The organism is Oceanobacillus sp. FSL W7-1304 (genome assembly GCF_037969805.1).
GTDB classification, from domain to species: Bacteria; Bacillota; Bacilli; order Bacillales; family Amphibacillaceae; genus Oceanobacillus; species Oceanobacillus profundus.
In genome coordinates this window covers 1,412,849-1,439,473 of sequence record NZ_CP150211.1, presented here as the reverse complement: position 1 = coordinate 1,439,473, position 26,625 = coordinate 1,412,849, and the positions used below count along the sequence as shown (strand labels likewise).

Annotated in this window: 17 protein-coding genes and 1 tRNA gene; 16 read left to right on the top strand and 2 right to left on the bottom strand. The window is 37.4% G+C overall.

Annotated features, from left to right (window positions below):
- Positions 1 to 22 precede the first annotated feature (22 nt).
- On the top strand, positions 23 to 5,230 hold the full coding sequence (locus NYE61_RS07155) for an ATP-binding sensor histidine kinase (protein WP_339317209.1): 5,208 nt from the start codon (positions 23 to 25) through the stop codon (positions 5,228 to 5,230).
- A 59-nt stretch (positions 5,231 to 5,289) separates the two neighbouring features.
- Here the strand turns inward: NYE61_RS07155 and NYE61_RS07150 are convergent, their stop codons facing one another.
- Both NYE61_RS07150 and dat read right to left on the bottom strand, forming a co-directional pair.
- On the bottom strand, positions 5,290 to 7,293 hold the full coding sequence (locus tag NYE61_RS07150) for a S9 family peptidase (protein WP_339317207.1): 2,004 nt from the start codon (positions 7,291 to 7,293) through the stop codon (positions 5,290 to 5,292).
- A gap of 207 nt (positions 7,294 to 7,500) precedes the next feature.
- Entirely contained in the window at positions 7,501 to 8,376 is an 876-nt protein-coding gene (gene dat / locus NYE61_RS07145; RefSeq protein ID WP_303448561.1) for a D-amino-acid transaminase, read from the bottom strand.
- 290 nt (positions 8,377 to 8,666) lie between these two features.
- Between dat and NYE61_RS07140 the strand changes: the two genes are divergently transcribed.
- The 15 genes from NYE61_RS07140 (at position 8,667) to NYE61_RS07070 (ending at position 26,225) form a co-directional block, all read left to right on the top strand.
- Positions 8,667 to 8,740 (top strand) — tRNA-Gly (locus NYE61_RS07140).
- Positions 8,741 to 8,893: 153 nt separating this feature from the next.
- Entirely contained in the window at positions 8,894 to 10,597 is a 1,704-nt protein-coding gene (locus NYE61_RS07135; RefSeq protein ID WP_339317205.1) for an ABC-ATPase domain-containing protein, read from the top strand.
- A gap of 16 nt (positions 10,598 to 10,613) precedes the next feature.
- Positions 10,614 to 11,750 (top strand): tRNA epoxyqueuosine(34) reductase QueG, encoded by a 1,137-nt coding sequence (gene queG / locus NYE61_RS07130; RefSeq protein ID WP_339317203.1) that lies wholly within the window; start codon positions 10,614 to 10,616, stop codon positions 11,748 to 11,750.
- A gap of 74 nt (positions 11,751 to 11,824) precedes the next feature.
- Positions 11,825 to 12,676: an amidase domain-containing protein gene (locus NYE61_RS07125; protein WP_339317201.1), complete on the top strand. Its 852-nt coding sequence runs from the start codon at positions 11,825 to 11,827 to the stop codon at positions 12,674 to 12,676.
- 201 nt (positions 12,677 to 12,877) lie between these two features.
- Positions 12,878 to 13,351 carry a tRNA (uridine(34)/cytosine(34)/5-carboxymethylaminomethyluridine(34)-2'-O)-methyltransferase TrmL gene (trmL, locus tag NYE61_RS07120; protein WP_339317472.1) on the top strand — a complete coding sequence of 158 codons (474 nt, stop codon included), beginning with the start codon at positions 12,878 to 12,880 and terminating at the stop codon, positions 13,349 to 13,351.
- A 522-nt stretch (positions 13,352 to 13,873) separates the two neighbouring features.
- The gene (locus NYE61_RS07115; RefSeq protein ID WP_303448553.1) at positions 13,874 to 16,741 is read left to right on the top strand and encodes a 2-oxoglutarate dehydrogenase E1 component; all 2,868 of its coding nucleotides are present in this window, start codon (positions 13,874 to 13,876) and stop codon (positions 16,739 to 16,741) included.
- Positions 16,728 to 17,999 carry a 2-oxoglutarate dehydrogenase complex dihydrolipoyllysine-residue succinyltransferase gene (gene odhB, locus NYE61_RS07110; protein ID WP_303448551.1) on the top strand — a complete coding sequence of 424 codons (1,272 nt, stop codon included), beginning with the start codon at positions 16,728 to 16,730 and terminating at the stop codon, positions 17,997 to 17,999. The genes NYE61_RS07115 and odhB overlap by 14 nt, the downstream gene beginning before the upstream one ends.
- 301 nt (positions 18,000 to 18,300) lie before the next feature.
- Positions 18,301 to 19,590, top strand: coding sequence for an NCS2 family permease (locus tag NYE61_RS07105; RefSeq protein WP_095309804.1), 1,290 nt, complete (start codon positions 18,301 to 18,303; stop codon positions 19,588 to 19,590).
- 227 nt (positions 19,591 to 19,817) lie between these two features.
- Complete coding sequence (locus NYE61_RS07100; RefSeq protein WP_095309802.1) at positions 19,818 to 21,005, top strand: nucleoside transporter C-terminal domain-containing protein; 1,188 nt, start codon at positions 19,818 to 19,820, stop codon at positions 21,003 to 21,005.
- A 426-nt stretch (positions 21,006 to 21,431) separates the two neighbouring features.
- Entirely contained in the window at positions 21,432 to 22,184 is a 753-nt protein-coding gene (locus NYE61_RS07095) for a DUF3888 domain-containing protein (protein WP_158586201.1), read from the top strand.
- A gap of 190 nt (positions 22,185 to 22,374) precedes the next feature.
- Positions 22,375 to 22,893 (top strand): DNA topology modulation protein, encoded by a 519-nt coding sequence (locus NYE61_RS07090; protein WP_118888674.1) that lies wholly within the window; start codon positions 22,375 to 22,377, stop codon positions 22,891 to 22,893.
- A 124-nt stretch (positions 22,894 to 23,017) separates the two neighbouring features.
- Positions 23,018 to 23,371 carry a VOC family protein gene (locus NYE61_RS07085; RefSeq protein ID WP_118888675.1) on the top strand — a complete coding sequence of 118 codons (354 nt, stop codon included), beginning with the start codon at positions 23,018 to 23,020 and terminating at the stop codon, positions 23,369 to 23,371.
- A 138-nt stretch (positions 23,372 to 23,509) separates the two neighbouring features.
- Positions 23,510 to 24,487, top strand: coding sequence for an aldo/keto reductase (locus NYE61_RS07080; protein WP_303448546.1), 978 nt, complete (start codon positions 23,510 to 23,512; stop codon positions 24,485 to 24,487).
- A gap of 428 nt (positions 24,488 to 24,915) precedes the next feature.
- The gene (locus tag NYE61_RS07075) at positions 24,916 to 25,494 is read left to right on the top strand and encodes an AAA family ATPase (protein ID WP_303448544.1); all 579 of its coding nucleotides are present in this window, start codon (positions 24,916 to 24,918) and stop codon (positions 25,492 to 25,494) included.
- A 308-nt stretch (positions 25,495 to 25,802) separates the two neighbouring features.
- Entirely contained in the window at positions 25,803 to 26,225 is a 423-nt protein-coding gene (locus NYE61_RS07070) for a DUF1801 domain-containing protein (protein ID WP_118888678.1), read from the top strand.
- Positions 26,226 to 26,625 lie beyond the last annotated feature (400 nt).

Here is a 26,625-nt window from a genome sequence, read left to right as displayed (position 1 = left end):
CTATAAAGGAGCGTGGATTACCATGTTTGAACTGCCTGGTTATCGGATTTTAAATGTACTGATAGACAATGAATCTTGGATTCTATATAAAGCTATTTCACTAAAAGATGAAAAAGTTGTCGCGATAAAGGCAGAAAAAAACCGTTCGAGAGTTGAAATTTCACATGATTTTTATATTGCAAAGGATTTAAATAGTGAGTATATTTTACGTCCACTTCATATAGAGAAATATGGAGAAGAAATGTATATCATCACAGAACCCATACAAGGTGAAACGTTAGAGACGAGACTAGAAAGAACAGCGGGTCCTTTTGATGTAAGGAGCTTTCTTAAGATTGCAGCCAAATTAGCTGGTGTTGTTTCACATTTACATCAAGCACATATTATACATAAAGCTTTAAAACCTCAAAATATTGTTCTTCAACCGAGATTACATGAAGTAAAATTAACCGGATTTCATCACGCGACAACATTTTCAAAAGAAATACAGCATACAAATGGTAGTCCATATCAATTTAGAGAGCTAATCACATATATGTCTCCAGAACAGACTGGAAGAATGAATCGTGCGCTAGATTATCGTACAGATCTTTATTCTTTAGGGATTATTTATTATGAGATGATAACTGGAAGACTGCCATTCTCATCAGAACACCCTGCTGAACTCATCCACGCGCATCTAGCGAAACTGCCAGAAAGTCCGCGTTCAGTTAATTCAGCAATCCCAGAACCAATTTCTGCTATTATCCTACGATTGTTAGAAAAAGCTCCTGCGTACCGTTATCAGCATGCGAAACGACTAAAAGATGACTTAGAAAAATGTCTAAAACAGCTGGATGAAACTGGTGATATACAAAATATTGAATTAAGTGATCAACGATCTGAGCGTATTTACGAAAAATCAAGAAGATTATATGGTCGTGCACAAACCATCGAGCAATTAATCAAAAGCTTTTATCGTGTTCAAAAAGGAAGAACAGAACTGGTGCTTATCCCTGGTCCGTCCGGTGTAGGAAAAACATCTGTTGTTCATGAGCTGCATAAGCCATTGGTAAAGGAAAAAGGATATTTCATTTCGGGGAAGTTTGAACAATTAGAAAAACAAATTCCTTATGCTCCAATTGTATATGCATTCCAAGGGCTGCTCCGTCAGATTGTATCAGAAGGTAAATCTAGTATGGAGCAGTGGGGGAGAAGATTAACGGAATCGTTAGGACACTCTGCAAGCGTAATTGCGAATTTTATTCCGGAGCTTCGCTGGTTAATTTGGGAAAATGGCGAGGTTCCAGATTTGCCCCCACAAGGAGTTCATAATCGTTTTCGGCATGCGATCAGAAGCTTTGTGCGTGTATTTGCAACAAAAGAACATCCACTTGTATTATTTTTAGATGATTTGCAATGGGCTGATGAGGCAACATTGGATTTACTTGATTATCTAGTAAGCAATCCGGATGATCTGTATGTGTTAATTATTGCTGCATATCGAGACAATGAAGTTCATGTCGGGCATCCATTTGAAATCATGTTAAACAAGCTGCAGAAAAGGGATGTCGGCATTACCTTTATACGAATAGCGACATTACTTGCTCAGCATGTTCGTGAATGGGTTAGGGAGGCGTTTTCGTTAGGGGAGGATGACATAGACTTTCTTGTGTCATTTATTTATCGAATTACGCGAGGGAATCCGTTTTTCATCGTCCAAGTAATTCAAACACTTCTAGATGAAAAGGTAATTGAATTCCGAATGGAAAAGAGTGAATGGATACTCAACAGGGATGCAGTAAAGCAGATGCCGATGTCAGACTCGATTATTGATTTCGTATTAAAAAGTATTGGGAGATTACCAAAAGAGACGATTGCCATTTTACAATTGGCTTCCTGCTTTGGAAATCGATTTAACCTCAAGGCATTAGCCAAAATAGCAAACAGAACCTATTTAGAAGTGAGTAAAAGTTTTAGGAATGGACTGGAAGCTGGCCTTATCCTGCCAATCGATTCTAGCTTTAAGTGGGTCTATGAGGATGCTGATTCAAATATCGATCAGGGGTACCCTCCAAGCTATGTATTTGTACATGATAAAATTCAACAAGCCTTTTACACAACGCTTTCAAATGAAAAGCAAATGAAAAATCATCAGCTTATCGGTTTAGAGCTTGTCTATTTATATGGTAAAGCAGAACTAAAATCGCATATTTTTGAGATTGTTAATCATTTAAACCAAAGCAGAGTCCTTTTGACCGAAAAGCAAAAGTTAAATTTAATTGAATGGAACTGGATGGCGGGGGAGCGTGCTAAGAATAGAGCTGCATCTGAATCCGCATTGAATTTCTTTCGGATAGGCAAAGAATTACTTCCAGAAAAACGATGGAGCGCCGCTTATTATCCTTTAACATTTAAAATAATGACAGGGCTTGGAGAGGCCGAGTACTTAAATCATTTATTTCAAGAGGCCGAGAATACATTCGAGGAAATTCTAATAAATGCGAAGACAATTCAAGAAAAGTTACAGATTTATGACTTGAAAATATTACTGAATGTTCATATACACGAGGTGGAAAAAGCCACAAATGCTGGTCTGGAAGGATTGAGTCTAGGTGGGTGGAATTTCAAAAGTAATGCGACAAAGATGGATGTTGCAAAAGAATATCTACTCACGAAGCTTGCGCTAAGAAAGAAAAAGGAAACGGATTTACTGCAGCTTCCGGTTGTGGAAGATAAACTTGTGCATGCCTTGATGCGCACGTTAATTAATTCAAATGCACCAACCTACCATTGGAATCAAAACCTAGCCACCATCTTAATGCTGCGTGCACTGCGATTAACATTGAAATACGGAGATATGGATATTACGGCTCTTGTCTACAACAATTATGCTTTGACACTGAGTGCAGGATTTAACGATTATGATAGCAGCTATCGATTTGGCAAATTAGCCATGAAGCATTTGGAAAAGTTTCAGGATAATAGTTTAAAAGCCCGGGTTTACTTTGTATTTGGCAGCTTTGTTAACCATTGGAAGAAACCGATTCGCGAAAGTCTCGTCTATTTAGAGCAGTCACAGCAGCTTTGTATTGAGTCAGGTAATCTCCATCTTGCTGGAGCTAACAGCTCTTTTATTGCAATTATTCTATTGATAAAAGGTGATCATTTAAACGATGTAAAAAAAGGAATTAAACGGCAGCATGACTTTGCAAAACAAAATGAATATATCATTTCAGATGATTTTTTGGATGAAACCATAGATTGGATTGATGTATTAGCAACTAGGACTGATCCGGTAAACTGGAATTTTCCAGATTTTACAAATGATGTATCTGCAAAAATTGTACATTACACAATCAGACTTCAAATGACATACCTACTGGATAATGAAGATGCTGCATTGGCTATTATGGAAAAGCTAGAATCGATTGTCGATCGTACACTTATTCTTGTCATTGCCCCTGACTATTATTTTTATCACGCATTATGGTTAACGCGACTCATGAGAAGAGGAAAGTTGTCGAGAAATCAAGGACGGCAAAAGCTATTTAAAAGACTAAAAAAGATGAAAATGTGGGCAAAGAACTCCCCAGCTAATTATCGGCATAAATATTTACTATTGGAAGCTGAATGGTTGCACGTAAATAAAAAAGAGCGAGCGATTTATCTTTATAATCGTGCCATACGATTTGCGACGGAATCTGGGTTTATACAAGATGTGGCGATTATCAATCACTGTGCAGCAGAATTTTATTTAGCAAAGAATTTATCAAAATCGGCAAAACCATATCTCGTTGATGCGTATGTTCATTACTTAAAATGGGGTGCAAAACGAATCGCTCATAATTTAGCTGAAGCTTATCCAATCCTTAATCACCAGGAAGGAGAACGTACCTTTAACCTTGAACACCCTCATGAATCGATTGATATGAACACATTATTTAAAACCTCTCGGCTAATTGCTGATGAGGTAATGTTCGATCAATTAGTAGAAAAATTTATGGATCTAATGGTAATTAATGCTGGTGCCGAACGTGCTTTTCTTTTATTGAAGGAAGATGAATTACTTCAGCTTGTTGCAAAAAAAAATGTGCAAGATGAGATTACATTATATAAAAAACCAAAACGGGTGGAGATGTTCCGCGATTTTTCAGAAGCGATTGTTCATTACGTTGCAAATACAAAGGAAGTCGTTGTGTTGGACGATGCTATGAATCAAGGGGAATTTACGAAAGACCATTTTATTAAGCAAACAGAAGCGAAATCAATTCTTTGTTTACCAATTGTGTATCATCGTAAGTTGACAGGTATCCTTTATTTAGAGAACAATCAATCTACAAATGTATTTACTAGAGAAAGGGTAGTTTTGTTAACTTTATTGGCTTCGCAAGTTGCAATTTCTATTGAAAATGCTTATTTGTATGCGAATTTGGAAACCACAGTAGAGGAAAGGACTGCCTTGTTACATGCTGCAAATGAAAAATTAAAGAATGCTAATATTTCCCTAGAGCATGCAGAGGCAGAGCGTACTCGATACCTTTCTACTATTTCACATGACTTACGCTCGCCAATCGCTGCAATTCAAAACTACGTTGATGCCATTTTAGAGGGAATTATTGAAGAGGAACAACGTACAGAGTACCTTCAAATTGTTAAGAAGCGTGTAACTGCTTTAAATGGTCTTATTCAAGATTTGTTTGATTTAGCACAATTTGAATCTGGTAATGTCTCCTTTGCAATGGATGTGATTCCTATTGATAAATTGTTTCTTCATTTATGCAGTCAGTTTGAATTAGAGGTTAACATGAAAGGACTAACCTTTAGATCGGAATTCTCTGGTCGCATAGGATCGGGCTATCCGCTAGTTGAAGTGGATGTACAACGAATCGAGCAAGTCATGGGGAATCTCATTTCCAACGCAATGAAGCATTCGGACGAAGGTGAAATAGCATTAAGGCTATCATTAGAGAATACAGGTGAAGCCGTTATTTCAATTGCGGACGAAGGACGTGGTATTGCAGCCACCGATCTCCCTTATATATTTGATCAATTTTATACAAAAGCAAATGGAAGCAAAGAGGCAGGGCATGGGCTGGGATTAGTTATTTGCAAGGAAATTATGCAGGCGCATCAAGGAAGAATTTGGGTGGAGAGTGAAGAGGGAAGAGGAACAACATTTTATCTCTCTTTAAAGGTATGGGAAGGTTCTGAATCCGAAGAGGAGATGAAGGTGCTACAATTGGAATAGCTGATAAATAAATGCAGTGGTCCTCTTTGCGACACACTGCATTTATTTTTGCACCGTATTTATAGATATTTCTCAAACCAATGACAAATTTGATCAAGTCTTGCTATGCGCATGATAGGTTGACCACTTCTACTTAATTCATGAGTTGCTCCAGGGAAACGAACAAACTCCACTTCCTTACGTAGGTGCTTTAATGTAATAAAAAGCTGTTCACCCTGTTCGATTGGGCACCGGAAATCACGTTCACCATGCAGTATTAATAATGGTGTTTCGATATTATTTGCGTATTTTAGAGGAGAAATATCCCAAAGTTTGGTTGGATCATCGAGCAAGTTTAAGCCGTGTTCTCCTTTCGTGAAGAAATATCCAATATCACTCACACCATAAAAGCTGAGCCAATTGGAAATCGAACGTTGGGTGACAGCAGCTTTAAAGCGATTCGTATGACCAACAATCCAGTTTGTCATAAATCCACCATAGCTTCCCCCTGTAACGCCAAGTCTTGTTTCATCGATAAAGCTATAGTTTTCTAATACATAGTCCACAGCATCCATTAAATCCGAATAATCGCCTTTTCCATAGTTGAATCTAACGGCATCAACAAATTTCTGACCATATCCATGGCTTCCCCGTGGATTCGTATAAAGAACGACATAGCCTTTTGCTGCTAAAAGCTGCATTTCATGAAAGAAAGTTTGTCCATACATCATATGTGGCCCGCCATGGATTTCCAGGATGAATGGATATTTTTTCGTTTCATCAAAGTCATATGGGCATAATAACCATCCCTGGATTTCCAATCCATCTTGTGCTGTAAAGGTAAGTGCTTCTGGCTCGGAAATCGCTACTTCCTGAAGGAACTTCTCATTCGCATTTGTTAATCGCTCCAACTGTAAATCCTTGTTAAGCTGGTAGAAATTGCACGGATTAGTAGGCGTACTAATCCCAAGAATAAAAGACTCGGCTTCTGGGTGATACGTAAAACTAAATACATGATTATTATTTTTATATAGCACGTTTAAGTTTCCGTCCATTGTTGCTTGATAAAGACCTGTGGCGCCAAAGTCTGTTGCAATGAAAAAGATTCGATTCCCGTCTGCCGACCAGATGGGACCCGTTGTTGCCGCGCCAAGTCGTGTATCACCTACCATCACATCACCGAGTTGTATGTCCCAATCGTTGCTGAGGGGCGTACGGCTTTTAGTTGTTACATCAATTAGAAACAGTTTGCTTAACGTTGCAGTGCTGTATTCAAAATCGTGACCAAAGCAGGCAATCTTATTACCGTGAGGGGAAAATTTAGCGTTGTAATAACTGCTTTTTCCATTCGTTAATTTTGTTACTTCTTTTGTCTCCAAATGGAGTGTGAACAAGTCACTAAAACGTTCATAGTCGGCATCCGCATCGAAGTTAGCAGTAAATAAAATGGTGCTCGCATCTGGAGAACTATCTTGAAAACTGTGATCTGCATCTTTTGTCGTTAATTGTGTGAATGCTTTTGTTTCTAAGCTGTATTGGATAATTTGCGTTGTTTTATTATCGTGAAACCCGTTTGCATCTGACTTATATTTTAATCGATTGACGACAAGGGGCTGCTTCGCATTATGCTCCTTTTCCTTTTGTCGCTCTTCCGTTGTCAATTCTTTTTGGTCCTCAATATGATCTCCTTTGTCAAGAGAAGCATGAAAGAAGATGGATCTTCCATCTTTTGACCATAAAGGACTATAGGCGCCATGCTTAAATGCGGTTAATTGTTTTGCTTCTCCACCAGCTTTGTTTATTAGATAAAGCTGCGAAATACCACTGCGCGTTGATTGGAAGACCGCAATTTTCCCATCTGGTGAAAAATGAAGGTTATCGTTTTTAGTATTCTCAAAAGTCCATTGCTTTGCTTCAGTTTCGTCAAATTGTTGAAAATAAAGCTGTGATTGATACTTGTTTTCTTCATTAATTGTTGTGGAAACATATGTAAATGCTTTTCCATCAGGTGTATATTGTGGATCGCTGTATACTTCGATCTTTTTTAGGTCTTCTGATTTAATCGATCGTTTGGTATGAACCATAGAATTTCCCCCTAATTTAAAATTGTCATTCAAAGAGGAGAGAATGCTCCTCTTTGAATGAATTTTCACTTTATAAGAACTGTCTATTAGTTTAAACTATTTCGTGTTACGAATCAATTAGGAAATTCGGCGAATGAAGGTGACTATAAATGTGATGTATACTTATCATACATACGAAAAGTGACCCGAATCCGGGTCACTTATGCATTAAACTGTATGTTTTGTATTGTTTTCTTGTATCTTAGCATCCGTCTCATAAGCTTCTTGTAATTGCCGCGTTATCTTTCCTGGCTTTCCATCAGCAATGTCCAGATTATCTACTTTTACAATTGGTGTAATCTCAGAAGTGCTGCTTGAAAGAAAAAGTTCATCAGCGAGACTAATTTCTTCCACTTCAAAGCTTTCCTCAATGAAGGGAATATTTAATTCACCAGCAAATCTCTCAACTGCCATTCTTACACAGCCATGGAGAATATTTTTGTTAGCAGGGTGTGTATAGATCGTTCCGTCCTTTACCAAATATACATTTGAAGAGCTGCATTCGGTTACCAGCCCATCCTTATGGAGAATCGCTTCATAGCAGTTATTTTCCTTAGCAGCTTGCTTTGCTAATACATTCGGTAATAAATTTAAACTTTTGATGTAACAGTATTCCCATCGAATATCTCTTTGTGTAATTGTTTGAACACCATTTTGTAATAACTCCAAATTTCTCGGCTGGTCTCCTACATATGCATAGATATTAGGTAGAACATCAGCAGGAAAAATATGATCACGTGGGGCAGATCCACGTGTTACTTGTAAGTATACCTTACCGTCTGTAGTCATTTTATTTCGTTCAAGCAATTCTAATAATAAATGTGTTATTTCTTCTTTATTGAATGGTAATTTTATTTTAATTGCTTCAGCAGATCGAAATAAGCGATCCACATGCTCATCGAGTAAATAGTAAGTTCCGTGATAGATTCGAATTACTTCATATATTCCATCCCCGAATTGAAGACCACGCTCTTCAAATGGATAATGTAAATTATCACGGTGTGTAAACTGGGATTGTGTCATAATAATAGGATAAACAGACATACATAAAAGCCCCTTTCTCTAAGTACGGGTTCAAGAAGGGCAGAGGACTAAAATGTTTCCTGTCACATACCTTTTGAACATCCGTTTTTAAAAGCCTATTCCTAGTTTATAGCCTCTATCCTCTAAAGTAAATAATGAATTATTAGAAATTATTTAATAAAGTTTCGTCTTTATAGCAAAGGTTTCTCTTGTCAATTAAATTTTTTGTAAAGAAATGTTGAAATTACTATTGATTTGTTAAGAAGAGGTTGTTATAATATTATCTGTTAGCGAAAAATGAATAATGATTTGCGGGTGTAGTTTAGTGGTAAAACCTCAGCCTTCCAAGCTGATGATGAGGGTTCGATTCCCTTCACCCGCTCCATACATATGTGATAACGCAGTGTTTCGTAAAAGTAGGATTACGAAGCGTTGCGTTTTTAATTTTCACGATATTTCCAACATCTTCATACTTGAATTTATCATTTTTTAAGTAGTATTCTATAGGAAATTAATATTTAAATGATGAGGGATCACGATGAAAAACTTGCTTCAGCAACTAAGACAACTGGATAATAAGAGCTATAAAGGTTATAAAAGCATTCAAGGTCATTATCAATTTGACGACTATGACTTATATATAGATTATGTACAAGGAGATCCATTTGCGACACCGTCCAAGATTCGGGTTGTTATATCAGGGAATAGACGTTCGATTCGTCCGGAATGGCTGCAAACCCGAACTCGAAAAGTAGCTGTAGAGGATGCAATTGCACGAGTTGTAGGGAAGGAAACGGATAGACAGTCTTTTTCCGTGAAAGGTTCAGGGAAAAGCGGTATGATTTTCTTTGATCGCCCTGGACAGGAAGTTTTAGAACGGACGGCATTGCAAATTAGTCCAAAGGCGATAACAATTTGTATTTCTGTTGGTCTACCCGCTAATGGTCGACGCATTAATGCAAGAGAAGCCGAGAAGCTTTTTACGGCAACAATCCCATCTATTATAAAAAATTCTATATTTAAAATAACAAATAGCGAAATAGAGACGGCGATAAAGCTGGCTGATCAGCAGGAAGCAATTCTTAATGAAATGAAGCGGCAAAATTGGATTGCTTTTATTGCGAATGGGTCCATACTTCCGCGGGAAAGCGGCATTCGGAATACACCGCTTAAACATGCTGTGCCGTTTCAAAGTCCGAAAGCGTCTGAGGTTTCTATAACAATTCCACACCAAGCACATCCGCTAAAAGGAATGGCGATTAAAAAGGGGATTACATTAATAGTTGGTGGAGGATATCATGGTAAAAGCACCTTGTTAAAGGCTATTGAACGCGGTGTGTATTTTCACCAAAAAGGTGACGGGCGGGAATATGTATTAACAGATCCAGATGCAGTGAAGATCCGTGCTGAGGATGGAAGACAGGTTACTGCTGTCAATATTTCCTCCTTTATTAATAACTTACCAAATGCACAAGATACAGTATGCTTTTCTACAGAAAATGCAAGCGGCAGTACCTCGCAGGCGGCTAATGTGATGGAGGCATTGGAGGCTGGGGCAAAAACACTGCTGATTGATGAAGATACAAGTGCAACAAATTTTATGATTCGTGATTATCGTATGCAACAGCTTGTTAGCCAAAATAAGGAACCAATTACACCATTTATTGATCGAATTAAACAGCTTTCTAATCAATTTGGTATTTCTACGATTCTTGTTATGGGAGGATCAGGTGATTATTTCTCAGTAGCAGATTCAGTTGTAATGATGGATGAATATGTCCCTTATGATGTAACAGATCGAGCGCGTGTGATTATAGAGAAGCATCCAATAGAACGTCAGGTACGTGCACAATCAGGTTTTAATGAAACAACCAATCGTTATTTTCAGCCTGAATCGTTAAAACTTGAAAAGGCAAATCGAATGAAAATACAAGCCAAAGGACTGTATCAAATTGTAATGGGGAAGACACCAATTACCTTTGATTATACAGAACAATTAATTGATTTATCGCAGACTCGTATGATTGCTGAAATAATACATTATTTGGCGCGTACAAATGACTTTAAGCATAAATCATTACATGAAGTCCTCGATGAGATAGAACGTCAGTTGGATGCTGTTGGTTTGGCTTCATTCACTGTATTTAAAAATCAGCATCCAGGGGATCTTGCACGTCCTCGCAGACACGAAATTGCGGCTGTGTTAAACAGGATGCGAACAGCAATTGTAAAACAAAAGTAGAAGGGAGGTTGTTCAGATGCGAACAGAGCAATTGAAACAGGAGATTATTGATTATGCGAAGGAGATTGGAATAGACAAAATTGGTTTTGCCTCAGCAGATGTATTTGGGGAGCTGAGAGAGCGATTAAGAAGACAGCAGGAATTGAACTTTCAATCAGGCTTCGAAAAAGGAAGTCTAGAAGAACGCACAGAACCACAACGTCTATTACCAGAAGCGCAGTCAATCATTTCCATTGCGATTGCCTACCCTTCTCGTATGAAAGACGCGCCAAGAAGTACAAAAGAGGAAAGGCGTGGATTGTTTGCCCGCGCCTCTTGGGGAATTGATTACCACGTTGTCTTGCGTGACCGTTTAGAAAAGCTCGCAGCTTTTATCCAAGAAAAGGTTCCAGAGGTTAGCAATAAAGTAATGGTCGATACCGGTGAACTTTCAGACCGTGCTGTTGCAGAAAGAGCTGGAATCGGATTTAGTGGAAAAAACACATCGATTATTACACCCGAATTTGGTTCGTTTGTCTATTTAGGTGAAATGATAACCAATATTCCATTTGTTCCAGATGACCCGATCGAGGATAGCTGTGGTGATTGCACGAAATGCATGGACGCGTGTCCTACCGGTGCACTTGTTGAAGGTGGTAGATTAAACGCACAGCGCTGCATTGCATTTTTAACTCAGACAAAGGATTTCTTACCCGACGAATTTCGAACAAAGCTAGGAAATCGCCTATACGGATGCGATACCTGTCAGCAAGTTTGCCCAAGGAATAAAGGAATTGATTCTCATATCCATCCTGAATTTGAACCGGAGCATGATTTGGCAAAACCCAAGCTTGAGCCAATGCTGCGGATTTCCAATCGTTCATTTAAAGAAAAATTTGGTCACATGTCCGGTTCGTGGCGAGGGAAGAAACCATTGCAGCGAAACGCGTTAATCGCACTTGGTCATTATAAAGATAAAACAGCGATCCCGGAAATGATTAGTGTAATGAAAGAAGATCCTCGTCCAGTGATTCGCGGTACTGCAGCCTGGGCTCTTGGGAAAATAGGAACTGTGGAAGCATTCCGGGCAATTGAGGCTGCTATGGAAAATGAAAAAGACGACCAAGTACTATTTGAAATGGAAAAAGGTTTAGAATTCAAGTATAAATCATGAATTAAATAATATTTTGTCATTGAAAGATTATGCCAAGCTTCCCCTCCATATACTTTTTGTGGAGGGGATTTTTTATGGAAGAAATAAAGCAGCTGTGGCTCGATTTTTTTCAAAATGAATCGGATGACGTTCCGGTTTGGTGGACACGTAAGCAGGCTTCTCTGAAAGACCGAGAAGCAGAAATAGTTCGGTTAAAAGTGGACGGAAAAATATTCCAAAGGCTCCATTATGATAACAGCACAAATTTCGATTATACATTACACCTTCGATATGTAATTAAACAAAAAGGACAGTTTCACGTAGAGGAGCAGCTTATACCATACCGCTTTCGATATGAGGATGGCGTTGTGAAGAATCACCAAGGAATTGAAAGAAAGACTGCTACAAATAGAAAAGGAATCGAACAAGAATTGAAAACGAGGATACAAGAGGGAGAAAGATTCGCTTATGATCGTTTAGCTGCTGTCCAATATGCGGAGCGTTGGTGGGATAGTTATAATCCAGAATATCGCGTTTTTGATGTTGACTGTACAAACTATGTATCACAATGCCTGCGTGCTGGAGGGGCACCAATGTGGGGAGTCCCTGTGAGGGAGCGAGGTTGGTGGTACCAAACGGATAATTGGAGTTTCAGCTGGGCTGTGGCTCATTCATTAAGATGGTATCTAAGTGGATCGAATCAGGGTTTAAAAGGAAAGGAAATGGAGCGAGCGGATCAGCTCATTCCCGGGGATGTAATTTGTTATGATTTCCAAGGAGATGGCAGGTGGGATCATAACACAATTGTTGTTGCCAAAGATGCCTATGGAATGCCACTTGTTAATGCACATACGGATAATAGCAGGAATCGCTATTGGTCTTATGAGGATTCAACTGCATGGACACCAGAGATTAACTATAAATTTTTCCGAATTGGGGATGATTAGTGATATAATAGTAGGGTTAAAAATGAGGATGAAAATGACCGAGAAGTTTGAGGCGGCGAAGTTTTGAGTACCGGAACGTATGCAATTAATACGTGAGGAACGGAAAAGCAAGCCAACGAAGAAATTCGATGTGTCATTTTTACCGGAATTTTTTAACAACCTATAATAGTAGGGTTAATAAATTGTTAAGGAGAATGAATGTTGAGTTTACATGTCGTATTATATCAACCAGAGATACCTGCTAATACTGGAAATATTGGAAGAACGTGTTTAGCAACTGATACTACACTTCACTTGATTCGTCCACTCGGCTTTTCGACAGATGATAAGATGCTGCGTAGAGCTGGGTTGGATTATTGGAAACATGTCGATGTCCATGAGCATGATTCGATGGATCAATTATATGAGCAGTATCCAAATGGTGTCTATTATTATATTGAAAACTTCGGAATAAAGCACTATTCTGATTTTGATTATAGCAAAAAAGAAGAAGATATATTTTTTGTTTTTGGAAGAGAATCAACTGGATTTCCGAAAGAGCTTTTAATCGGTAGAGAAGACCAATGCTTGCGAATTCATATGAATGATAAAGTAAGGTCACTGAATCTGTCGAATACGGCCGCGATTATTATCTATGAAGCATTAAGACAGCAAGGCTTTCCAAATTTGATATAAGGTAAAAAAACCCGTTCGGCAAATAATGCTGAGCGGATTTTTTAGGATATGTTACTTTTACTTCATACCATTATTGGTTTTTCTTAGGCACCCCAGGTTTTGCTTCATAGCCAGAAGTGAAAAAAGAAACGACGAATGTTAGAATAACACCCATAAGTAATGCTAATTTCATGAGAATTTCCTCCTTATTATGAAAATAAAGCGTTTTAATTGAATATGCCCCTATTATAACGAAATTATTTCAATAAGGAAACTATCATCCAATTTATTTAGTTGATCCCTCTAATATAAGTACTTGGAAAAGGCATTTTTTCCGATTGATTCCAGTGATAAAATTTGATGAATTTCCTCCTGCAATTTAATTAAAATTTGGAATAAATAAATATATTGAAAAGTATGTACATATATTGTAAGTGGGCTAAAAATAAGGTATATTAGTTGATGAAACGTAGTTACATATCTATAATAAAATTGAACCGTTTACATGGCGGGGGAAGTTAACTTCTAATGGGGGTATCAGACGTGGCAGAAAATGGAGAATCTGTAGAGAGATTCTGGGGGCAATTTCATGGACCAAACTCGGGGTATTTAGAACAACAGTATGAATTGTACAGAGAAGACCCTGAAGCTGTCGAACCATCTATTAAAGAGATGTTCGATAAGTATGGGGCTCCTGCATGGATGTACCAACAAGAAAATGCAGGGCAATCCGTATCACAAAACACATTAGCAAGTAGTGTAAAAAAATTAACCTCAGCGATGCAACTTGTTGAGGCTATTCGTCGTTATGGTCACACGGAGGCAGATATTTACTCGATTGGTGGCTATAAAGGAAGCAAAACGAACTTACTGGAATTGAAAACGTATGATTTAACGGAAGAAGATTTAAAAAGTATTCCAGCCTCCTGGGTATGGGATAAAGCTCCAAGTGATGTGGAGAATGGATTAGATGTTGTAAACCGTCTAAGGAAATATTATACGGGTACCATCACATTTGAATATGATCATGTGAATAACCATGAAGAACGAAAATGGCTTTTTGATTTAATTGAAAATGGAAATGCTAGACTTGAATTAACGGATGAGCAGCGAAAGGTAGTTTTAGAGCGGCTCGTAGATGTACAAGGTTTTGAACATTTCTTGCAAAAAACATTTGTCGGACAAAAGCGTTTTTCAATTGAAGGCTTAGAGGTAATGGTGCCGATGATTGATCGAATCGTACACTATGCAGCTAAGGATGGAATTGAAAATGTAATGATGGGCATGGCTCATCGTGGTCGTCTAGCCGTTCTTGCAAATGTTTTAGGGAAGCCATACGATAAAATTTTCTCAGAGTTTAACTACTCGAAAGATAAAGAATTGATGCCATCAGAAGGGTCAGCAGCAATTAATTATGGCTGGACAGGTGATGTGAAATATCATTATGGGGCAAAGCGAGAAGTCAGTAGTGGGGATGCGTTAAAAACCCGCATTACGTTAGCACATAACCCATCACATTTAGAATTTGTGAATCCAGTAGTAGAAGGCTTCGCACGTGCAGCACAAGATGACCGGTCAGAAAAAGGTTATCCGAAGCGTGATTTCAATAAAGCGCTTGCTGTTCTGATTCATGGTGATGCAGCATTTATTGGAGAAGGTGTTGTTGCAGAAACGTTAAACTTAAGTGGGCTACCTGGTTACAATACAGGTGGGGCGCTTCATATCATTGCAAACAACCTTTTAGGCTATACAACTGACCGGGAGGATGGCCGATCCACTCGTTATGCAAGTGATTTAGCGAAAGGATTTGAAATACCGGTTGTCCGAGTAAACGCTGATGACCCAATTTCATGCTTGTCAGCCATAAAAATAGCTTATGCATACCGACAAAAGTTCCGTAAGGATTTCATGATTGATTTAGTTGGTTATCGTAGGTTTGGTCATAATGAAATGGACGAACCAAGAACGACACAGCCGAAATTGTATCAAGAAATTGATAATCATCCGCCTGTAGCAGAGATATTTGCTAAAGCTTTGGAAGAGAAAAATATTATTGATCCAGGGGACTTCGATAAACTGAAAGAGGATGTCGAAACAAAATTAACCGACATTTATAAAAATATGAAAGAGCATGATATTGGTCAGCCAGAAGCAAAATTAATGCCTGAAGTGCTATTAAATGGGTTGGATCAGTTTGAAACTGCAATTGATCTGAAAACATTAAAATCCTTAAATAAAGATTTGCTGAAACGCCCGGAAGGATTTAATGGGTTCAAGAAAACAGAAAAGATTTTGAAACGCCGTGAAAAAGCTTTCGAAGAAGGAAATACGGCGGACTGGGGTACTGGTGAAACACTGGCATATGCATCTATTTTACGAGATGGAATTCCAATACGCCTCACTGGTCAAGATTCGGAGAGAGGTACATTTGCACACCGTCATATTGTGCTCCATGATACGGTAACAAATGAAAAGTATAGTCCAATGCACGGGTTAACCGATGCAAAAGCATCCTTTGATATTCGAAACAGCCCATTATCAGAAGCTGCTGTTTTAGGTTACGAATATGGTTATAGTGTTCATTCGCCAAACACGCTAGTTATTTGGGAAGCACAATTTGGTGATTTTGCGAATGCTGGTCAAGTAATCTTTGACCAATTTATATCATCATCACGTGCTAAATGGGGAGAAAAATCCAATATGGTTATCCTTCTGCCGCATGGTTATGAAGGGCAGGGTCCAGAACACTCCAGTGCACGTTTGGAAAGGTTTTTACAAATGGCAGCGGAGAACAACTGGATTGTGGCGAACGTTACATCATCCGCACAGCTTTTCCATCTGTTACGCAGACAAGCAGCGTTACGTGGGCGTGAACAAGCAAGACCTTTAATTCTAATGACGCCAAAAAGCAGTCTCATTCGTCATCCTAAAATGGGGGCGCCTGCTGAAGAGTTTACAACAGGGAAATTTAAAACGTTGCGTAACCAGCCAGGTTTAGAGATAAATAAAGAGAGTGCGACTCGTCTCTTAATCGGCAGTGGAAAAATCATGATTGATATAGAGGAAACAATGGAAGCTTCAGAACAAAGCTTTGAATGGTTGCGTGCTATTCGGTTGGAACAGATTTATCCGTTCCCGAAAAAAGCATTGGAAGAAGAGTTAAAACAATTACCGAATCTAAAAGAAATTGTCTGGGTGCAAGAAGAGCCGAAAAATATGGGGGCTTGGAATTTTGTGGATGATTACTTACGAGAATTATTACAAGAAGGGCAGAAATTACGCGTAATAAGCAGGCCAAGTCGTTCAGCACCAGCTGGAGGAATACCAAGTGTTCATAAAACAGCTCAAAACAAAATTATCAATCAAGCGCTAAACATATCTGAAGGGGGAAAATCCAGTGCAAGAAATTAAGATTCCAGAACTAGCTGAATCCATTACAGAAGGTACGATTGCAGAATGGCTCGTGAAAAAAGGGGATAAAGTAGAAAAGGGAGATCCGATTGTTGAGCTGGAAACGGATAAAGTAAACGTTGAAGTCAATTCTGATTTCTCTGGTGTTATTACCGAAATTCTCAGTGAAGAAGGTGACGATGTTTCCGTAGGAGATACGATTGCAAGCTTAGATGAGAATGGAGAAGCAGGCGGAAGTACTGCACCAGCCGAAACACCAAAGGAAGAGAAGCAAGAGGAAGCTGCGAAAGAGCAACCAGTAGAGGCTCCAAAAGCTCCAGAAGCAAATTCTGAAAAGGATCATAACAATTCTGAAGTGATTGCTTCTCCAGCGGCTAGAAAACGTGCGCGTGAGCTAAATATTGATTTGAGTAAAGTGAATGCCCGTGATCCGCTCGGTCGAATTCGTCCAGAAGATGTAGATGCCGCAGCACAAGCACCAAGTGAACCAAAAGCACCTAAGTCAGCTCCTGCTAAAAAAGAAGCGCCAGCAGCTGCAAATAAAACGGAGTTTGATAAGCCAGTTGAGCGTGTGAAAATGACCCGTCGACGTCAAACAATTGCTAAAAATCTTGTAAATGTTCAACACGAAACTGCGATGCTAACAACGTTTAACGAAGTGGATATGACTGCTGTGATGGATCTTCGAAAACAGCGTAAAGATAAATTTTTAGAGAAAAATGGTGTGAAGCTTGGCTTTATGTCCTTTTTTACAAAAGCTGTTGTAGGAGCACTAAAGGAGTTCCCATTACTGAATGCAGAAATTCAAGGTAATGAGCTAGTTGTAAAGAAATTTTACGATATCGGTATTGCAGTATCCACAGATGAAGGTCTTGTCGTCCCAGTAGTACGTGATGCAGATCGTCTTGACTTTGCAGGTATTGAAGGTGAAATTGTCAACCTAGGCAAAAAAGCGCGTGATAATAAATTAGGATTGAAGGATTTACAAGGTGGCTCATTTACTATTACAAACGGTGGTACATTTGGTTCTATGATGTCTACACCAATTTTAAATGCACCACAAGTAGGAATCCTAGGAATGCATAACATTGTTAAACGAGCAATGGTAATGCCGGATGATTCAATCCAAGTTCGTCCAATGATGTACCTTGCATTATCTTACGACCATCGAATTGTCGATGGAAAAGAAGCGGTTCAATTCCTTGTACGTGTAAAACAAATGCTAGAAGACCCATATGATTTATTATTAGAAGGTTAATAGTTGAATAGAATTAAAAAACCTTTGCTGTGAAAGTATCAGCAAAGGTTTTTTACGTGTTGTTTCACTGGAAAATCGCGATTACCATACGTCTCAAATTAATCGCTTAGTCCATATATCCACCTAATCCTCTAATTGAACCATCTGCAATTTCTGCCCAACCATATCCCAATTTAAAAATAATTAACGATGAAAAATCAATGACAATTGCTTTAATCTCAAGTTAACCATTGCAAAATAGTAGTGAAACGAATATTATAGTAAACGTTGGTAAAAATATACGGAAAGTAAGGGGTATTATATGGATAAGGGCTTTAAACTAAAACAAAATAATACAGATATCCGTACGGAGGTTGTTGCTGGAACAACAACATTTCTAACGATGGCTTATATTGTTGTTGTAAATCCTGCTATTTTATCTTCTGTAGGAATTCCATTTGAACAGGTATTTATGGCAACCGTTATTGCTGCTATAGTAGGTACTTTAATTATGGGGATTTTCGCGAATTACCCAATAGCAATTGCTCCTGGTATGGGGTTAAATGCATACTTTGCGAGTATTGTCGCAACGCAAGGGTTGTCCTATCAAGTAGTGTTTGGCACTGTATTTTTAGCTGGAATTCTTTTTATTATTCTTAGTTTGACAAAGCTGCGTGAAACATTGATTGGTGCAATCCCACCATCATTAAAATATGGAATTACTTCTGGTATTGGTTTGTTTATTGCTTTCGTCGGGCTGCGCAATTCAGGGATTGTTGTAGCGAATCCAGAGACGATTGTTGGGCTTGGTGATTTACATGATCCGATGATTGTATTAACCTTAGTGGGGTTATTAATCACACTAATTCTTTTTGTTATGAAGATAAAAGGTGCACTATTCATCGGTATGCTTGCTACGGCAATCATTGCATATTTTACAGGACAGTTAACGGTGACAGGTGTTCTATCTGCACCTCCTGCACCAGTATTTTTTGATATGGATATAGGTGGCGTATTCTCAAACGGTCTTTATACAGTAGTATTTGCCTTTTTATTAGTAACACTGTTTGACACTACTGGAACAATGATAGGAGTTGCCGAACAAGCAGGGTTTATGAAAGACGGAAAAATGCCGCGTGCAAAGCAGGCACTTTTAGCAGATGCAACCGCAACGACTGTTGGCTCGATGTTTGGGACAAGCCCTTCAACAGCTTATATTGAATCTACCTCAGGAGTTGCAGCAGGGGGAAGAACCGGATTAACATCGATTGTTGTGGCAATTCTATTTGCGCTGTCGATTTTCTTTACACCTATAATTTCAGTAATCGCTGGTTTGCCAGCCATTACTTCACCAGTTTTAATTATTGTAGGGTGTTTTATGATGGAAGGACTGGCTAAGGTTAACTGGAAAGCATTTGATGAAGCTTTCCCGGCATTTGCAGTCATCTTAACAATGCCATTCACATCAAGTATTGCAACAGGAATTGCTATTGGGTTTATAACGTATCCAATATTGAAGCTTGTAAGTGGTAAAGGTAAGGAAGTGCATTGGATTTTATATGTGTTTGGTGTGATTTTTCTTATCCAAATGGCCTTTTTCCCAACGCATTGATTAGAAAACTTGGCATTTACCAAGCTTTTATGTAAATCCCATAGTTGCCCTTAGGCAATAAGAATGTTTAAGACATTCTTATTCTTATCTGCCAAATGAATACTGTCTCCACAACCGAAGGGAGACAGTTTTTTACGGCTCAAACAAACAGGAAATTTATATGTTAAAAAAGATAAAAATAGGGAAAAACTATTTTAATACTGTTTCTTAAAGGAGGCTTTACCGTGATGGGTATACTTCTCGGTATTTTAGCGATAATTATTACCTTAGGCCTAGCCTATTTAATGTCCAATAATAAGAAAATAATTAATTACAAGGGAATCGGCATTATGCTGGTTTGTCAGCTGTTAATAACATGGTTTATGTTTTCCACACAGATTGGAAAAGCAATCATTGATGGTATCTCTGCTGTATTTAATAAGCTAATTGAATTTGGTGTAGAAGGGATAAGCTTTGTGCTTGGCGGATTTGCGTTAGAAGATGGTGGCGTATTCTTCTTCAACGTATTACTGCAAATTATCTTTTTCGCAACACTTCTTTCTGTGCTTACGTATTTAAAAATTTTACCATTGATAATTAAGTATATTGGTGCAGCTATTTCTAAAATTACAGGCTTACCTAAAATTGAATCCTTTAACGGGGTGAATAGTATCTTTTTCGGTCAGTCAGAGGCATTAATTGCAATTCGATCCCAATTTCACCATTTATCGGAAAATCGTTTGTACATCGTTTGTGCTTCTGCAATGAGTTCCGTTTCAGCAGCAATTGTAGGTTCCTATATTCTAATGCTCCCACCACAGTATATCTTAGTAGCACTTCCTTTAAATATGTTCAGTGGTTTAATGATAGCTTCAATCATTGCACCAGTTCGAGTACCAAAGGAAGAGGATTATGTTGATATAAGTAATGTAACGCAGGATAAAAGTGTTTTTGAAGCAATGGGGAATGGTGCATTAGAGGGCGGTAAAATTGCTTTGATTGTTGCTGCTATGCTAATAGCTTTTATTGCTTCATTATCCTTGGTTAACTGGATTATTCAATTTATCTTTGCAGGGGTAACATTGCAGCAAATTTTAGGTTATATTCTTGCTCCGCTCGGTATTCTAATGGGGATTGATCCAAGTGAAGTTATAGACGCTGGAGCAGTTATGGGTATGAAAATCGTTACCAATGAATTTGTAGCTATGCTTGAATTTCAACCGTTTCTGGATACAATGTCAGAGAAAACAATTGGTATTGTTACAGTATTCTTAACAAGTTTCGCTAACTTCTCATCTATCGGTATTATTGCTGGAACGGTAAAAGGTATCGATGCGAAAAAAGCAGTACAAGCTTCCGGATTTGGAATGAAGCTATTAGCTGGTTCGATTCTAGCTTCGATTTTATCAGCAACTATAACAGGGTTATTTTTATAATGAAGACCTGGCACGAGGGTTGTTCGTTTCATCCAAACAACTGTAAAGGATTCGTTTTGAGGTGCATTTTCCAAAAATACACCTCAACTGACATTAAAATCCACCGTTAAAATTGGAAACAAAAGTAGACTAAAATGAACTGCACCTCAATTGGAGGTGCAGTTTTCTTTTGAATAAAAGGTCTTGAACGAACGAGGCAGAATACTTGAAGAGTCGTGATTAGCTTCTGTTCAACAATCGGACTATATCGCTGAATGATCAATTGCGAAATTAATGGATAGGTGGGCAGGTGTAACTAACTTGGAAGCCAGAAAACTCTACCGTCTATTTATTGTCAAAAAAAATGCGTGGTTGCTCGACTTAAAGGGTTGTATTGTATTTTCAGTAAGGGAAATCCTAAACCTAAAGAATTTTAGGTGGGTGTATATGAAAAACAAATTGTGTTTTGTACTTTTAATTTTCTTGTTCATTATTCTTATCCAGCCAAATGACACGAATGCCAAACAAAATAAAATAGAAAATAAATTGCTGCTCGACACATTGATTACTTTATTGGATCCGTATATATCAGAAGCAGTAGAAAAGTATTACGGCTATCATAAATCGTATGGTTTGTACGATGCAAAAATACTCGGTATATCAAGAGAAAAAGACGGTGGATTTAGTTTTAAAGTCAAAGTTCAAGTAAATACCTTTGAAGAAGCTCATAATCCCCCTTACGGTAAAGAAACAATAATCCTTGGAGTGGAAGTAGACAAGGTCAAAGTCATTAAATTCATCCACGAGGGAGATGAAGAAGAAAGCAAAATAGCAAATTTCTATAATGAGACTATTACAGATATCAAAGAGACATTTAAAATAAACTTAAACTCCTTCAAAAAAATTAAATATGAACAACTATTATATAAATCGGAAAAACAAAAGGAATACAAATCTCTATCGGATATTGTAACGGACATCATAGTGAATGATTTAAATCCCGAAATAAAACCCCCATATAAAAATATTATAGAGCCAGTTACCTTTATTAAGAATAATCAAGGATACATTCTTTTTAAAAAGGCAGATGGAACTAACATTGTTTTTCAACTGTCTAGGTTAAATGGTAAATGGGTAGTTGTAAAGAAGGAAAGAAGACAAGGTAAAAAAATGAAAAATGATTTACTTTGGTATATGTGATTTATAGCTTGAACCTGTAACGGTTTCAGCGAATGACTCTTAGTTATTCTATTAAAGGGTGCATTGTTAAACAAGGCAATCATAAAAATGGTTGTCTTTTTCTTTCGGTAAATATTTTTGAATATTATGGTATTATTGAAAAAGAGATACTAAACAGATTATAAAACCTGTTAAGAGGTGGTGACTTAGGATGAAAAAAATAATGGTAATTGGAGTTTCGGCAGGTGTTGGGAAGTCAACTTTCGCACAAAAGTTAGGGAAAGAGCTTCATATAAAAGTTAATCATTTAGACGCCTTATATTGGAAGCCAAACTGGGTAGAAGCCACATTAGAAGAGTTTTCGGAAGCACAGCAAGAGATTGTAAAACAAGGTCAATGGATAATTGAAGGAAACTATAGTAATACTATTCAGATTCGCGCAAAACACGCTGACACAATAATTTATTTGGAATTACCATTATATGTTTGTTTATATCGTGTTGTTAAGCGATGGCTAAAGAACATCGGCAAAACACGGCCTGATATGGGAAATGGTTGTAAGGAAAAGTTAGATTGGAAATTCATTAGGTTTATATATACTACTTATTATCCTCGTAAAAGAAAAATGATCGAACAATTTCAGAACTTTCAAGCCTTAGATTCTACAAAAGAGATTATTATTTTAAAGAGTAGACAAGAAATTAAGTCTTATTTAGACAATTGCACTTAAACGAACAGGTGTTTTAATATAACAATGAGCTAGTCAATGCGGCGGTCTTTTTTTACTAAAGAAGCAGGATTTTATACTTAGTATATGGAATATTTAATAAGGTTATTTAAAGGGGGGGATTTTTATGGATAATCCTATCTTAAAACAAATAGGAACAGTATTCATTCCAGTAAGCAACATAGAGAAAGCGAGAGATTGGTACTGCGATATTTTAGGACTAGAAACAGATGGGGAGATTCAATTCGGTCATCTTTACGTTATTCCTATGGAAGGTACAGGGATTGTGTTAGACAGCAAGATCTATTCAGAAGATAGAATATTTAAAGTTCCAGCATTCCACTTCAATACAAAAAGCATTGAAGAAGCATTCCATTTTATGAGTAAAAAGGATGTTGATTTAATTACACCAATCGAACATAATCATTATTTTAATTTCAAAGATCCGGATGGAAACATCTTAATGATATGCAAATGTTAATATTAAGTTAACCGATGCTTTAATTAAAGTTTCTGATATCGTACGAACAGGACAGTTTAATTTAACAGAAGGTGCTATAATTCTGATAGAAAATAAACAAAATTATATTATGAATTTAGTAAGTCAGGAGGAAAATACATGAAAGTAATGCCTATTGAAAAAATGGGAATCACAACAAGCCGTCTCATACTAGGCTGTATGGGGTTTGGGGGAGACAGGGATCAAACTGCTTACACAAAAGAGGATATACTAAAAACAGAAAAAGCAATCGATGCAGCATTATCGCACGGAATTACAATGTTTGATCATGCCGACATTTATAATATGGGAAAAGCTGAAAAAGTATTTGGTGAAATCTTAAAATCGCGTCCGGAACTCAGAGAAAACATAGTACTTCAATCAAAATGTGGTATTCGATTTGCGGATGGCAAGAATCCAGGTCGCTATGATTTCTCAAAGGATTATATCCTGAATTCAGTCGATGGTATCCTAAATAGATTGAACACCGAGTATTTAGATATTCTTTTATTGCATCGTCCCGACCCCATAATGGAACCAGAAGAAGTAGCAGAGGCATTCGAAACATTGAAGAGGTCAGGAAAAGTTCGTCATTTTGGGGTATCTAATATGAGTGCTTCTCAAATCCAATTTTTGAATGCTTACTGTTCTGAACCTATGATTGTTAACCAACTGAATATGAGCTTACAGCAAGTTGATTGGCTAGAGCAAGGTGTTTTAGTGAACCAAAAGGAAGGGACAGGTGTGAATTTTCCAGATGGGACAATTGAATATTGTCGCTTAGCCAATGTACAAATTCAAGCATGGTCACCTTTAGCAAATGGAATCTATTCTGGTCGCTCCATAGATAATCCGTCAGAATCGGAGCTAGTCACGATAGAGCTCGTGAAAAAATTAGCATTAGAAAAAGAAACCTCCGCAGAAGCAATTGTGCTTGGATGGTTAATGCGTCATCCAGCTATGGTTCAGCCTGTCATTGGTACAACAAATCCAGATAGAATTGCTAAATGCCAGGATGCAATCCAACAGGCGGAGATTATGACTCGTGAAGAATGGTATTCTCTGTATACGGCTTCACGCGGTAATAAGTTACCGTAAAATTTTATGAACAGGATGATTATCTTACCCATATGAGTTTAGGTAAACTTTATTGTGGTTTGACTAAACAGGAATTGATATACATAGCTAAATTAGCGAAAGAAGGCACACTTCATATCCACCTTTTAAGGTTGTCTTTATTAAGCCATAGTGAAGGTTGAACAATGTAAGAAAGTAAGATAGTGAATGGAAAAACCAATTTCCAAGATCGTTATAAGCTTTGGGGAAAAATTAGAATTAATCTATTCCGAGGATAGCGATTATCTTATTAACTATATAACGAAGGTGAATCATTTCAGCATTTTTATTCAACTGGTGAGAGTTACGCAGTTGGGTATTAAGTCAATCGTCTTTTCTTTGCATTTATTGTTGGGCTTATAATCCTTTTTTCTCAAATATAATGAAGAGTGTGAGAGGAGACACGGTGAGTGGATCTAAAGGTTATAATTCATTTCAAAGGGCGTGATTTTTTGAATTCAAAAAGAACAGTCTTTTTGATAAGTGGTCCCCCTGGGGCTGGAAAGAGTACATTGGCTGATAAGATATGTAAAAGTATGGATGGATTATGTGTACATATAGAGGGGGATGTGCTATACAATTTGGTAAAGAAAGGATGGGTACATCCTTGTGATGATCACGATAATTTTTTTCTGAATGTCTTATGGGACAATATAGTTGCTCTGGTTGAAAACTTTACACAAAATAATATGAATGTAGTTACTGATTATGTTTTTTCTAAAGAGCAGATATTTTCTGTTATAGATAGAATGAAACATTTAGATATTAACATTAAAATAATAGTAATTAAAAGTGATATAAATATCCTAATTAATAGGGATAGGCTACGAAGTGGAATTGCGTATGTAGGAGAAGAAAGAATTAGACAAATTGTTAGAGATTTTAATTCAAATTATTTTCCTGATGAGTTTATGCTTGATAATAATGATGCTGATTTAGAGGGTCTTGTAGATGTCGTTTTGAAGGAAGACAGGTTTACCGTTAATTAATAAAACCTTTCTTAATTAATGGTGCAAGAGTTGAACAAGAAATTAAACGGCACCTATTGTGCTCAATAAAAAAGTAAATTTAATTAATCTCCCAGAGGAACTTCAAAACAGCCCGTTGGTTATAGAGGAGGGTTTCCATAATTCTTATGCTCGTTTTTTAACGGATAAGAGGTTTATTTATAAAGAAATGAATGTATAAAAAGTAGTTTCCCATCTTTATTGCAGGAAATTGGACTTGTATTCTAGAATGTAATAATGATGACAATATCGTAAGCAATTGTTTACTCAGAGAATTGGAGAGCGCATATATGTATGAACCGAAGATGAAAGAAACCGACAACAGTGTAATTGGATTTATTGAAAGTGTGGAAAATGAGAAGAAGAAGGCAGATGCCTATCAGTTATTGGAAATATTTGAAGAAGTAACTGGTTACGAAGCAAAAATGTGGGGGCCTAGTATTATAGGTTTTGGTAGCTATCACTATAAGTATGCATCAGGACGTGAAGGGGATGCGCCTTTAGTGGGTTTTTCACCAAGAAAAGCGAAAATTAGTCTTTATTTGGACTATGAAAGTGAGAAAAGGGAAAAATTATTAGAAAACTTTGGTAAACACACGAAGAGTAAGGCTTGTATTTATGTAAATAAATTAGCTGATATCGATACCAATGTTTTAAAGGATTTAATTAAACATACAGTAGAAACATATAAAGATCTTTATCCGAACGAATAAAGCTATTGGCATTGTTTTAAATCCGTGTCCTACTGACTATGCTTGTTTCTCCATCTGTATCCATGCCTCGCGAGAATTTTAATAGTGCATTTTCACTTCAACAGGCATGGATAATGAAGAAATATTCGATCGTGATCTTAATGTGTTGGACTAATTCCATTTAGATTCAAAAATGTTTTAAAGTTGGACGAGACGTTAGCTTTTTATAGTTCTGACTTTATTGCTCTCCCTCCATTTGTGAAGCAAATTATATTAAATTACGGGTGCTTTAGAATTTAGGAGTAAATTGAATCCATCGAGGGAGTTTAATAATAAGGAGAAATTGACCTGGATCTTTTAAAAGAGGTTCTTTTGTACTTTATAAACAAAGGTCTATTATCTAAATTGACAGCCAAATTGC

Coding starts and splice junctions, on each gene's coding strand:
- queG (WP_339317203.1), top strand. CDS start 10,614: ATGCGAACAGAGCAATTGAAACAGGAGATTATTGATTATGCGAAGGAG.
- NYE61_RS07070 (WP_118888678.1), top strand. CDS start 25,803: ATGTATGAACCGAAGATGAAAGAAACCGACAACAGTGTAATTGGATTT.
- NYE61_RS07150 (WP_339317207.1), bottom strand. CDS start 7,293: ATGGTTCATACCAAACGATCGATTAAATCAGAAGACCTAAAAAAGATC.
- dat (WP_303448561.1), bottom strand. CDS start 8,376: ATGTCTGTTTATCCTATTATTATGACACAATCCCAGTTTACACACCGT.
- NYE61_RS07080 (WP_303448546.1), top strand. CDS start 23,510: ATGAAAGTAATGCCTATTGAAAAAATGGGAATCACAACAAGCCGTCTC.
- NYE61_RS07090 (WP_118888674.1), top strand. CDS start 22,375: ATGAAAAAAATAATGGTAATTGGAGTTTCGGCAGGTGTTGGGAAGTCA.
- NYE61_RS07095 (WP_158586201.1), top strand. CDS start 21,432: ATGAAAAACAAATTGTGTTTTGTACTTTTAATTTTCTTGTTCATTATT.
- NYE61_RS07100 (WP_095309802.1), top strand. CDS start 19,818: ATGGGTATACTTCTCGGTATTTTAGCGATAATTATTACCTTAGGCCTA.
- NYE61_RS07085 (WP_118888675.1), top strand. CDS start 23,018: ATGGATAATCCTATCTTAAAACAAATAGGAACAGTATTCATTCCAGTA.
- NYE61_RS07155 (WP_339317209.1), top strand. CDS start 23: ATGTTTGAACTGCCTGGTTATCGGATTTTAAATGTACTGATAGACAAT.
- NYE61_RS07125 (WP_339317201.1), top strand. CDS start 11,825: ATGGAAGAAATAAAGCAGCTGTGGCTCGATTTTTTTCAAAATGAATCG.
- NYE61_RS07135 (WP_339317205.1), top strand. CDS start 8,894: ATGAAAAACTTGCTTCAGCAACTAAGACAACTGGATAATAAGAGCTAT.
- NYE61_RS07105 (WP_095309804.1), top strand. CDS start 18,301: ATGGATAAGGGCTTTAAACTAAAACAAAATAATACAGATATCCGTACG.